The organism is Winogradskyella sp. PC D3.3 (assembly GCF_054366245.1).
This window is the reverse complement of record NZ_CM135962.1, coordinates 2,419,547-2,432,500: the sequence shown is the minus strand read 5'-3', so window position 1 is coordinate 2,432,500 and position 12,954 is coordinate 2,419,547. Positions and strand designations below refer to the sequence as shown.

Genomic DNA, 12,954 nt, shown 5'->3' with positions numbered 1-12,954 from the left:
ATAATTATACCATATAATACATACTTTATAATTGTGATTAAATATCCTATTGTAAAGCGCTGCTTGTAAAAAAAAGATATAGCGGATGACGCGCCCCTTTTGCTCCTAAAAAGCAAAAGGGGAATGCCCTAAACATACAAATCAAATTTATAGAAACTTCACTTTGTCTATTCCTTATATAGGTATATCTTTGTAGGCTAAAATTTATACTATATATAATGATACAAATTACTCTACCAGATGGTTCAGTTAGATCTTTCGAAAAAGATGTAACTCCTTATGAAGTGGCTGTAGACATTAGTGCAGGATTTGCGCGTAATGTAATTTCAGCAAAATTCAATGACACTGTTATTGAAACCACCACTCCACTAACCACTGATGGTAGTCTTACTTTATATACTTTTAAAGATGATGCTGGTAAAAAAGCATTCTGGCATTCTTCTGCCCATGTGTTAGCACAAGCCTTAGAAGAATTATATCCTAATGTTAAGTTATGGGTTGGTCCTGCAATTGACAATGGATTTTATTATGATGTTGACTTAGGAGAAGAAGGTACTATTTCTGAAAAGGATTTTAAATCTATCGAAAACAAAATGATAGAAATAGCTAGAGGTAAGCACGACTTTAAAATGCGTGATGTTTCTAAAGCTGACGCTTTATCCTATTATAAAGGAAAGAATGACTATAAAGTTGATTTAATAGAAAACCTTGAAGACGGTACTATTAGTTTCTGTGATCACTCAACTTTTACGATCTTTGTCGTGGTGGCCATATACCTAATACGGGTATTATAAAAGCTGTAAAGATTTTAAGTGTTGCAGGTGCTTACTACAAAGGAGACGAAAATAACAAACAATTAACACGCGTTTATGGTATTTCGTTTCCTAAGCAAAAGGAATTAACTGAATATTTAGAGTTACTAGAAGAAGCTAAAAAAAGAGATCATAGAAAACTGGGAAAAGAACTTGAACTTTTTACGTTTTCACAAAAAGTAGGACAAGGGTTGCCTCTGTGGTTACCTAAAGGTGCTGCATTACGTGAACGTTTAGAAAACTTTTTGAAAGCGGCCCAAAAGAAAGCAGGTTATGAAATGGTGGTAACACCACATATTGGAAGTAAAGAACTCTATGTTACTTCTGGTCATTATGCTAAATATGGTGCTGATAGTTTTCAACCTATAACAACTCCTGCTGAGGGTGAAGAATTTTTACTCAAACCAATGAATTGCCCACATCATTGTGAGATCTATAATAGTAAACCATTTTCTTATAAAGAGCTCCCTAAACGCTTCGCTGAATTTGGTACTGTATATAGATATGAGCAGAGTGGTGAATTACATGGTCTAACTCGCGTGAGAGGTTTTACTCAAGATGATGCTCATATTTTCTGTACTCCAGATCAATTAGATAAAGAATTTAAGGATGTTATAGACTTAGTCTTATATGTATTTGGTTCTTTAGGCTTTGAAGATTTTACAGCTCAAGTCTCTTTAAGAGATCCGGAAAAACCTGAAAAGTATATTGGGAGTGATGAAAACTGGGAAAAAGCAGAACAAGCCATATTAAATGCAGCCATTGATAAAAATTTAAATTATGTTGTAGAAACAGGTGAAGCCGCTTTCTATGGTCCTAAATTAGATTTTATGGTAAAAGATGCTTTAGGAAGACAATGGCAATTAGGAACAATACAGGTTGATTATAACTTACCTGAACGCTTTGACTTAACCTATAAAGGTAGTGATAACGAGATGCACAGGCCTGTTATGATTCACCGTGCTCCGTTTGGTAGCATGGAACGATTTATAGCAATTTTACTTGAACATACAGGTGGAAATTTCCCACTTTGGCTGATGCCAGAACAAGTAATTGTACTGTCTATAAGTGAGAAATATGAAAAATACGCCGAAAAAGTTTTAATTTCGCTAGAAAATGACGAAATTCGCGCCCTCACAGACAACAGAAATGAAACTGTAGGTAAGAAAATTCGCGAAGCTGAAATGCAAAAGTTTCCGTATATGATTATTGTCGGTGAACAAGAAGAAAAAGATAATACAATAACTGTGCGCCAACATGGTGGAGAAGACCTTGGCACAATTACTGTAGAAGACTTTGTGAAAATTGTAAAAGATAGAATTAGTAAAAGTTTAAAAACTTTTAAATAATATTAAGTTTAATTTAAAATACAGAAGCCATAGCAATACGTAGAAACAGAAAGAATTTTACAAGACGTGTATCTCAAGAAGATAAACACCGTATAAATTCCAAAATCAGATCTGAAGAAGTAAGATTAGTCGGAGATAATGTTGAAATAGGTGTTTACCCTGTTAAGCAAGCATTGTCCATAGCCGATGAACAAGGTTTAGATCTCGTAGAGATTTCGCCAAATGCGAACCCTCCTGTTTGTAAAGTTATGGATTATAAAAAATTCCTTTACGAGCAGAAGAAACGAGAAAAAACTTTAAAGTCTAAAGCGACTAAAGTCATCGTTAAAGAAATTCGTTTTGGTCCTCAAACAGATGACCACGATTACGAGTTTAAAAAGAAACACGCCGAAAAGTTCTTGAAAGATGGAGCGAAATTAAAAGCGTTTGTATTCTTTAAAGGACGATCCATTGTCTTTAAAGAACAAGGACAAATTTTATTATTAAAATTAGCCCAAGATCTTGAAGAATATGGAAAGGTAGAACAAATGCCTAAACTTGAAGGAAAGCGAATGATTATGTTCATCGCACCTAAGAAAAAATAATTAAAAGCTGAATTTTCAGCTCATACGATACTAAGCGAAACGTAAATTAAAAAGAGGAGAAAATGCCTAAAATGAAAACAAAATCAAGTGCTAAGAAACGTTTCAAACTAACTGGCACTGGTAAGATTAAAAGAAAGCATGCTTTTAAGAGTCACATATTGACAAAAAAATCTAAAAAGCGTAAGCTAAAATTGACTCATGATGGTTTAGTACATAAAGCAGATGAGGACAATATTAAAACAATGTTACGTTTAAAGTAATACGGTTTTAATCGGTTAAAACAAATTATAAACCCTGGAGTTAGGCAAAACAATTTAGCAAGTGTCCATTTAGACCGCCTACTACAAAAACAATTAAAGAAATGCCAAGATCAGTAAATTCAGTAGCAAAAAGAGCCCGAAGAAAAAAGGTTCTTAAGCAAGCAAAAGGTTACTTCGGAAGACGTAAAAACGTTTGGACAGTAGCAAAAAATGCGGTTGACAAAGCGATGCAATATTCGTACAGAGACCGTAGAGTAAAAAAGAGAACATTCCGTTCGTTATGGATTATGCGTATTAACGCAGGTGCAAGACAACATGGAATGAGCTATTCAAAATTTATGGGAGGATTAAAATCTAATAATATCGAATTGAACCGTAAGGTCCTTGCCGATTTAGCGATGAATCACCCAGAAGCTTTTGAAGCTATAGTAAACAAAGTAAAGTAGGCTTTTAGCCAAATTAATAACAACATTTCGCTTATAAAATCCGATTCATTAATTTGAATCGGATTTTTTATGCGATAAGTTTAAAATTATATCTTTTACAAAAACACCAATTCCTACGAAATTCATTTTTTAGTTTTAACTTACGTTTTAATTAAAAACCAATTCCATGAAGCGTATTCAACTCATTGCAACCCTCATTCTACTTGTTACTATTAACGCTTATTCTCAAGATAAAGAAAAGCCCAAATCGTGGGACGTCTCTAACCCCGAAGGTGATTGGAATTTCAAAGACCTCAAACTATCAACTACCGAAGGTACTTGGATGAATTTAGATGTCAGTCCAGATGGAAAATCTATTGTCTTTGATTTATTAGGCGATATCTATATCATGGACAGCAATGGTGGTAAAGCAAAACTACTAAGAGAAGGTTTGCCCTTTGAAATTCAACCACGATTTAGCCCTGATGGCAAACAGATTTCATTTACTAGTGATGCTGGTGGTGGTGACAATATATGGGTCATGAATACTGACGGTTCTGATGCTAAGCAAACCACAAAAGAAAATTTCAGATTATTAAACAATGCTATTTGGACACCGGATGGCGATTATCTTATTGCCCGAAAACATTTTACTTCTGGGCGTTCTTTAGGAGCTGGCGAACTATGGCTATATCATAAAACTGGCGGTAGCGGTTTACAGCTTACTAAAAAGAAGAATGACCAACAAGATGTTAACGAACCAACTATCTCTCCAGATGGGAAGTATTTATACTACAGTGAAGATGTTTATCCTGGAGGTGTTTTTCAATACAACAAAGACCCAAACAGTCAAATCTATGTCATCAATCGCTATGATATGAAAACTGGTAAAACGACAAGAATCACCGGAGGTCCAGGAGGTGCTGCACGTCCTCAAATTTCTAGAGATGGAAAAAAACTAGCTTTTATTAAACGTGTACGCACTAAAACTGTTTTATATATTCACGATTTAGAAACAGGAGAAGAATGGCCTGTTTATGACCAACTAAATAAAGACCAACAAGAAGCTTGGGCTATTTTTGGAGTATACACCAACTTTAATTGGATGCCAAATAATGAAGACATCGTAATTTGGTCTGGTGGAAAAATTAATAAAATCAATATCAATTCGCTTAACGTATCCGACATTCCGTTTGAAGCTAACGCTACTATTAAGATTGCTAAAGCGGTTGAATTTGATACTCCTGTAGCACCTGATACTTTTGACGCTAAAGTGATTCGTCATGCGACCACGTCTCCTGATGGAAAATCAATTGTCTTTAATGCCCTTGGTTATATGTACACACAAAAATTACCCAATGGAAAAGCTAAACGCTTAACTAAAGGCACCGATTTTGAATTTGAACCCTCCTTTTCACCTGATGGAAATACCATTACTTATGTAACTTGGAATGATCAAAACTTAGGTGCTATTTATTCAATTCCTTCAACTGGTGGTACTGCTACAAAACTGACTTCAGAAAAAGGCATTTATAGAAACCCGTCGTATTCACATAACGGTAAACATATTGTCTACAGAAAAGAAGGAGGAAACAACGAACAAGGTCGAACATTTTCAAAAAAGCCAGGTTTGTATTTGATGAATAGTGATGGGACAAACACCAAATTTGTAACCAAAGAAGGAGATTTCCCAATGTTTAATGCTGATGATACACGAATTATTTACCAAAATGGCGGACAATTTTTTGGGGCTTTAACTAAAGCATTGAAAAGTGTTGATCTCAATGGTTTTGATGAACGCACACTCGTTAAATCAAAACATGGTAATATTTTGGTACCAAGTCCTGATAGCAACTGGATTGCTTTTGTTCATTTACATAAAGTGCATTTAGCACCAATGCCTAAGTCTGGACATACTTTAGACTTAACTGATAAAAGCAAATATGTTCCAATTACGCAGCTTTCTAAAGACGCAGGGATTAATCTTCATTGGTCTAAAGACAGCAAAACATTACATTGGACATTAGGCAACCAATATTTTTCAGCTAAAGCTTCTGAAGACACTAAACTCGTCGAAAAAGGAATAAAAATTAATTTAGAAGCAAAAACCGATAAACCTTCAGGAAGAATTGCTTTAAAAGGAGCGCGACTGATTACTATGGAAGGTAATGAAGTCATAGAAAATGGCACCATCGTTATTAATAGCAATATCATTGAATCTATTGGAAATACTTCAGACATCACAATTCCTTCCGATGCAAAAGTCTATGATGTTTCAGGAAAAACAATAATGCCAGGCATGGTGGATGCGCACGCACATATTGGTGGCTTTAGATATGGATTAACCACACAAAAACACTGGCAATTTTACGCGAATTTAGCTTATGGAGTGACGACGTCTCATGATCCATCTGCGCATTCTGAAACTATTTTTGCGCTTTCGGAATTACAAAAAACAGGAGAACTTGTTGGACCACGTCTCTACTCTACAGGGTTTATTCTTTATGGAGCTGATGGAGATTTTAAAGCGGTCATCAATAATCTTGAAGATGCGCGTTCATCTATTAGAAGAACCAAAGCTTTCGGTGCCTTATCGGTTAAGAGTTATAACCAACCAAGACGCGAGCAACGACAACAAGTATTACAAGCCGCTAGAGAGGAAGGTATCTTTGTGGTTCCAGAAGGAGGCTCAACATTTTACCACAATATCACCATGGTTATGGATGGGCATACTGGTGTAGAACACAACATCCCAGTAGCACCTGTTTATAAAGATGTTTTAGAACTTTGGGGAAATAGTAATGTGGGTTATACACCAACACTTATTGTAAATTATGGTGGTATGAATAGTGAAGTCTATTGGTACCAAAAAACTAATGTTTGGGAAAATGAAAAGCTTTTAAAGTATACTCCAAGAGGCATTATCGATGCGCGTTCGAGACATCGGGTTATGGTTCCGGATGAAGAATATGAGAACGGCCATATTTTAGTTTCTAAAACTACTAAAGCACTTAGTGATGCTGGCGTAAAAGTCAACCTTGGGGCACATGGTCAGTTACAAGGCCTTGGAGCGCACTGGGAGTTATGGTCACTTCAACAAGGAGGCATGGCCAATCATGACGTCTTAAAAGCTGCCACTATAAATGGTGCCAATTACATAGGAGCAGGTAATGATATTGGTTCGCTGAAAAAAGGAAAATTGGCCGATTTGATAGTAATGGATAAAAACCCTTTAGAAGACATTAGAAATTCTGAAAGTATTATTTACACTATGATTAATGGCCGATTATACGACACTGAAACCATGAATGAAATTGGAAATCACCCAAAGGAACGTACCAAATTCTACTGGGAAAATAATAAATATAACCAAGCGTTTCCGTGGCATGAGGCATCGCAAAGTTTTACACGAGAAACCTGCGGTTGCCATGTAGGCGCTCACTAAAAACAAAAACCGATTCCATTATGAATCGGTTTTTTATTTTACTTAATTTGAATACAATTTTTAAGAATACAATATGAAGGACGTTAAAATGGTAGTTACAGATATGGATGGTACCTTACTAAACTCTAATCACGATGTGAGTTCCAAATTCTTTGAGCTATTTAAAGACTTAAAACAACAAAATATCCAATTTGTTGCGGCAAGTGGACGGCCTTATTATAGCATTGTAAAAAAACTTCAACCTATAAAAAATGATATTATAATCGTAGCAGAAAATGGTGGTTTAGTTATTCAAAATCAAAACGTACTGCTTTCTAATCAGCTAAATCCAAATAGAGTATTAGAACTTTATACCTTGGTTTCAACTATTGCAGATACCTACCCTATTTTCTGTACGCAACATCAAGCTTTCATTCTTAGGGCTTCAGATGATTTGGTAAAGACTTTTTCTGAATATTACTCAGACTATACCATTATTGATTCCTTTGAAGACATCACAGATGATGTCATTAAAATAGCATTATATCACACCACAAATTCTGAAAAACATATATTTCCCTTTGTGAAGCACCTAAAACCAGAACTCAATGTTGTGGTTTCAGGAAATCATTGGGTCGATATTTCTGAAGCTATTACTAATAAAGGAAATGCGCTAAGCTTTTTACAGAGGCATCTCAATATTTTACCTTCTGAAACTATGGTCTTTGGAGATTATAACAATGATTTAGAAATGTTGACATGTGCCAAATATAGTTATGCGATGGCAAATGCACATCCTAATGTGAAAGCTATTGCTAATTTTGAAACAGCATCTAATGATAATAATGGTGTAGAATTGGTTTTAGAACAACTAATTACCGAAAGCCGTAAGCACTAGTTGCCTACCTCCTGCTCTATTTCTATGTTCACAGAGATAAATGCCTTGCCAAATCCCGAGATTTAATTGACCATTTGTGATAGGAATTTGAACAGAGGTTCCCATTAATGATGCTTTTATATGGGCAGGCATATCATCAGAACCTTCGTAAGTATGTTGGTAATAAGCCTGATTTTCTGGAACCATTTTATTGATATGGCTTTCAAAATCTAATCTTACCGTTGGATTGCGTTTTCGTTTATCGTTAAACTCGCTGATGTATGCTTAATAAACACTTGTAATTGCCCTATACTAATTTGTTTTAGTTCTGGAATTGCTCGTAAAATATCTGATGTAATCAGATGGAAACCTCGTGAAAACGCTTGTAGTTTTATTTCTTTTTGAAAAAAATTCATATGGCTATAACATTTTTTTATTTAGATTCCCCTGTAATTTCGTCAATAGCAAATTTAAATTCTTTCCAACTGATAAGGTCATCACCATCTTTATCGTAGCCTTCGATTAATTTTGAAGAGACCATACCACGAATAAATCCGGTAATTTCAGCATCCTTTAATAGTTTTACGATTTCAGCTTTATTGAGTTTTCCATCACCATCTTTATCAAAAAATGCAAAGGCATCTTCTGGTGTTTTAAAATGATTGGTAATTAAGATTTGAATTTTGTTAAGTATGGTTTCTTTTGATAACATTTGTTTTGAGAGTTTTATTAAATAAGTAATACTACACGTTTAAGTTAATAAAAAAAGGTCACTTTAAAGCGACCTTGTAGTTAATGATTATAGTTCTAACGTTTTGATAATCCTGATTAAAATTAAAAGTTTTTAGTACTGATTCACAAAATAAATTTTACATTACGTTTTCTGCTTTTTCTTTTTAGCTGCAGGAAACAATACATTATTCAATATCAATCGGTATCCTGGAGATGTAGGATGTAAATCTAATTCTGTTTTTGGATCACCTACACGATGTGTATAATCTTCGGGATCGTGACCACCGTAAAAAGTAAAAAATCCTTTTCCTTTTATTCCATGGATGTATTTGGCTTCTCCATTCGTTTTATTTTCTCCCATTACCAATACATTAGATTTAATTTGGTCTCTGCTAAAAGAGGTCGTTTGCCCCATAAAGCCTTTTACCAAAGCGGTATGATTTTGAGTTAACATTGTAGGGATTGGGTCCCATTTTGCAGAATACTCCATTAAAGAAAAATAGTCTGTCATCTTAGGAATTTGACGTTTTTGAGTCATATCTATAGACGAAAACTCATATACATTAGGACTACGTTCTAGTACATAATCTTTAAACGCGAAGGTTTTAGAAAAGTCAATTTTACTTTGATATCCAGGGTCACTGCCATCTCCATCAAACATCGGTTCACAAATATCTATACCTTCAGCCGACAACGCTATATCAAAACTATCCGTTGCAGAACACATGGCAAACATAAATCCACCACCAACAACGTAATCTCTGATTTTTAATGCAACAGCCAATTTCTCCTCTGAGACTTTATTATAACCTAATCGTTTGGCTAATTCTTCGGCTTCTTTTTTATCTTCAATATACCATGCAGCAGATCGATAAGCTCTATAGAATTTTCCATATTGTCCAGTAAAATCTTCATGATGTAAATGCAACCAATCGTAAAGCAATAATTCATCATTTAAAACCTCTTCATCATAAATAGTTTCATAAGGAATCTCAGCATAGGTTAAAACCATAGTTACCGCATCATCCCAAGGTTTCAATCCTGTAGGGGTATAAACCGCTATTTTGGGTGCTTTTTCTAAAACAACAGCCTCTTGATTTACTGCAGGACTCGCAATATCTTCTAAAATTTGAGCCGCCTTAGCATCTGATATTATCTCAAATGATACGCCTCTAATTTGGCATTCGCGTTGAATAATTTCAGCGTCTGGCAATAAAAATGAGCCTCCTCTATAATTGAGTAACCATTTTACTTTTAGCTCACGCTCTAAAGTCCAATATGTTATACCGTAAGCTTTTAAATGATTGCTTTGCGTTTCTACATCCATTGGGATAAGAATATAGGATGCAAAAGCTTTAGCATGACATAAAAGTATAAATAAGATAAAAGCGATTTTTTTCAAGTGGATAGATTTAGAACGAAATATAATTAATTTTTAGTCTTTACGCTTCCTATTTATCATTCTTTTAAGACCTAAATTGAACATAGTATATGATTATTGTAATGAAGACGACACTCAAATCATAAGACTTAAATGGTATAGACTATATTCATCTGACACATGCTATTAAGATGGCATCACATTTCCGAAGCAATACCTAATTTAGACAACCTATCAGAAGTACATCATTAACGCTACCTTTAACACCTATTTAAGCTAAAAGGATAAATTTAACCTACACTTAAAATGTGTTTAACTTATAGCTTTTTCATTACCAGAAAGAATACCAGCAATAATTTTGGTCCCTTCAAACTGCTCCAAAATAATTTTGATAAACACCGTAATAGGGATAGCCATTATTAAACCTGGAATCCCCCATAAAAAGCCCCAAAACATTAACATTACCAATACAGCAATAACATTTATAGAAAAGGATTTTCCCATAAATATAGGTTCTAATACTGCTCCAAAGGTAACTTGAACCATAGAGATTGAAACTATAAAAAAGAATAATGTACTCGTTGGATCTAACTCCACGAATGCAAATATTGACAATAGTATAACTGAAATAAAAGAACCTACCATTTGCACAAAGTTAATGGCAAAAGCAAATAATCCCCAAAAAATAGGAAAGCTTACATCAAAAAACAGACACATTAAACCTGTAAAAATTCCTGTTAAGGCACTAACTAAAAATTTTACTTTAATGAATTTAATGAGATCATTTTCGATTTTCATAAAGGTTTTAATCGACGTGTGTTTTCTCTTAAGTAAAGTACTATTTAATAACTTATGCACATTAATAGATTCCGCCAACCATAAAACAACAAAGAATACCGTCATTAATAAACCTGTTAAAAACGAGTTTAAAAACCCAAGTGTAGAGCCTAAGTTTTCCTTCTGAAAAAATTGTCCAAAAACCCCATGTTCTTGTTCAATCTCGATACCAAAATTATTAAGAAGGTAGATTTTAAGGTCTGCTAATTTTAATTCGGCTTTAGCTAAAAATTCGGTATTATTCGCTAATATTTGTTTACTAGACAACTGTATTAATTCAATTCCTAATTTTAGTCCAAGTGCCACTAATAACAAAACAATAATAATGCTAATAATTTTTGGCACATTTCTACGTCCCAACCATCGCATTATGGGTAAAAATAATAAGGCAATAAACATTGAAAATATCAATGGTATAAATATAAAGGACAGTATTTTAAGCAAATAAAATACTAAGGGAACTACTATGATTAACAACAAAATATTTGTTGTACGTCTTTGTTCTAACATGAGGCAAATTTGTTTTTAACTACAAAGATTCAAAGATAAGTTAAAATACAGTTTTCATTTCTATAAAATCCTATTAAAAAGGGACACCATCATCTTCGGGACCGCCAAAAGCATCAGAAGGTGAAGGGAAGCTATCCGGAGAAAAGGTGTTATCATTAGCAGCTTCATTCATTTTAGAATGATATTCCCCAAAAGGAGTATCAAAATCATCTAAATTATCAAACTTACCTAAGTGTCCAATAAACTTCAATCGTATATTTTCTAAACCACCATTTCTGTGTTTTGCGACAATAAATTCACCTTGTCCTTCGGTAGGTGAACGTTCTTCATCATCCCATTCATCAATCTTATAGTATTCTGGTCTATAAATAAACGCTACAATATCGGCATCTTGCTCAATCGCTCCAGATTCACGTAAATCGGATAACAAAGGACGTTTACTTCCACCACGCGTTTCTACAGCACGCGATAACTGAGATAATGCAATTACAGGAACACTTAATTCTTTTGCTAAAGCCTTTAGGTTTCGAGAAATCATCGAAATCTCTTGTTCACGATTACCTCCTTTTTGACTTCCTCCTGCTGTCATTAATTGCAAATAGTCAATCATAATCATCTTAATACCGTATTGAGATGCCAAACGACGTGCTTTTGCTCTTAAATCGAAAATGGAAAGTGAAGGCGTATCATCAATAAATAAAGGAGCTTGTTCTAATGTTTTTACCTTAACATTAAGCTGTTCCCATTCGTGTTTTTCTAATTTACCTGTTCTTAGTTTTTCAGAAGATAAACCAGTTTCACTAGAAATTAAACGTGTAATTAGCTGTACTGAAGACATCTCTAAAGAAAAGAAAGCCACAGGCGTATTACTATTAACAGCAACATTTCTTGCCATGGTTAGTGTTAAGGCTGTTTTACCCATACCTGGACGTGCAGCAACAATAATTAAATCACTAGGTTGCCAACCAGAAGTTAGCTTATCGAGTTTGTCAAAACCAGAAGCGACACCACTCATCCCTTCTTTATTGGACATTTCTTCAATTTTCTTTTTTGCTTGAATTACCAAACTTTGCGCCGACTCCGTAGATTTCTTAACATTACCTTGGGTGACTTCATATAATTTAGCTTCAGCAGTATCTAAAAGATCAAAAACATCCTTAGTTTCATCATAAGCTTCTTCAATAATTTCACTGGAAATTTTTATCAAACTTCTTTGAATAAATTTCTGAAGGATAATACGTGCATGAAATTCGATGTGTGCTGAAGACGAGACACGTTGTGTTAAGGAAATAAGGTAAAAATCACCTCCAGCCGCTTCTAGCTTTTGATCTTTTTTTAATTGACTAGAAACAGTTAATAAGTCAATAGGTTCACTATTTTCAAATAATTTAAAGATGGCTTCAAAAATATGTTTATGCGCTTCTTTATAGAATGCATCAGGACTTAAGATGTCAATGACTTCATCTACACCTTTTTTATCAATCATCATCGCTCCAAGCACAACTTCCTCTAAATCAGTTGCTTGAGGCGGTATTTTACCTTTCTCTAAATTAATGATAGTGCTTTTATCAACTTTGTAGCCTTGTACTGGATTTGGTTGTTTCATAAGTAACAAAAGTAGTTAAATAGTGTTGAGAAAATGAAAATGCTCGCTTTCCGATGTTAACATGTCATCAACAATTTAACTGTTAATAACTTGATTATATTGTTAATAGTGCCAAAAAAAACCGAAGTCAAAACTTCAGTTTTTTTTGGTTTCCTAT

General features: G+C 34.2%; 9 protein-coding genes and 2 pseudogenes. 6 read left to right on the top strand and 5 right to left on the bottom strand.

From position 1 onward, the window contains the following. Positions 1-218: 218 nt before the first annotated feature. The 6 genes and pseudogenes from thrS (at position 219) to ACXGSQ_RS10650 (ending at position 7,752) form a co-directional block, all read left to right on the top strand. A pseudogene (gene thrS / locus ACXGSQ_RS10675) lies at positions 219-2,161 on the top strand (threonine--tRNA ligase). Between the two features lie 35 nt (positions 2,162-2,196). Beyond that, complete coding sequence (infC, locus tag ACXGSQ_RS10670) at positions 2,197-2,745, top strand: translation initiation factor IF-3 (RefSeq protein WP_458629348.1); 549 nt, start codon at positions 2,197-2,199, stop codon at positions 2,743-2,745. 62 nt (positions 2,746-2,807) lie between these two features. Then, positions 2,808-3,005, top strand: a complete 198-nt coding sequence (rpmI, locus tag ACXGSQ_RS10665) for a 50S ribosomal protein L35 (RefSeq protein ID WP_215925145.1) — start codon at positions 2,808-2,810, stop codon at positions 3,003-3,005. Positions 3,006-3,106: 101 nt separating this feature from the next. After that, the gene (gene rplT, locus ACXGSQ_RS10660) at positions 3,107-3,451 is read left to right on the top strand and encodes a 50S ribosomal protein L20 (RefSeq protein ID WP_215925146.1); all 345 of its coding nucleotides are present in this window, start codon (positions 3,107-3,109) and stop codon (positions 3,449-3,451) included. Between the two features lie 166 nt (positions 3,452-3,617). Then, entirely contained in the window at positions 3,618-6,875 is a 3,258-nt protein-coding gene (locus tag ACXGSQ_RS10655) for an amidohydrolase family protein (RefSeq protein ID WP_458626179.1), read from the top strand. Between the two features lie 73 nt (positions 6,876-6,948). After that, entirely contained in the window at positions 6,949-7,752 is an 804-nt protein-coding gene (locus tag ACXGSQ_RS10650; protein ID WP_458626178.1) for an HAD family hydrolase, read from the top strand. Here ACXGSQ_RS10650 and ACXGSQ_RS10645 read toward each other — a convergent pair. The 5 genes and pseudogenes from ACXGSQ_RS10645 to dnaB form a co-directional block, all read right to left on the bottom strand. Beyond that, positions 7,726-8,147 (bottom strand): annotated as a pseudogene (locus ACXGSQ_RS10645) (secondary thiamine-phosphate synthase enzyme YjbQ). The gene ACXGSQ_RS10650 and the pseudogene ACXGSQ_RS10645 overlap by 27 nt on opposite strands. Before the next feature lie 17 nt (positions 8,148-8,164). Next, positions 8,165-8,443, bottom strand: a complete 279-nt coding sequence (locus ACXGSQ_RS10640; protein WP_458626177.1) for an EF-hand domain-containing protein — start codon at positions 8,441-8,443, stop codon at positions 8,165-8,167. 162 nt (positions 8,444-8,605) lie between these two features. Further along, positions 8,606-9,790 carry an asparagine synthetase B gene (locus ACXGSQ_RS10635; protein WP_458629347.1) on the bottom strand — a complete coding sequence of 395 codons (1,185 nt, stop codon included), beginning with the start codon at positions 9,788-9,790 and terminating at the stop codon, positions 8,606-8,608. A gap of 366 nt (positions 9,791-10,156) precedes the next feature. Further along, positions 10,157-11,191 (bottom strand): AI-2E family transporter, encoded by a 1,035-nt coding sequence (locus ACXGSQ_RS10630; RefSeq protein ID WP_458626176.1) that lies wholly within the window; start codon positions 11,189-11,191, stop codon positions 10,157-10,159. A 73-nt stretch (positions 11,192-11,264) separates the two neighbouring features. Next, positions 11,265-12,797 (bottom strand): replicative DNA helicase, encoded by a 1,533-nt coding sequence (gene dnaB / locus ACXGSQ_RS10625; RefSeq protein ID WP_458626175.1) that lies wholly within the window; start codon positions 12,795-12,797, stop codon positions 11,265-11,267. Positions 12,798-12,954 lie beyond the last annotated feature (157 nt).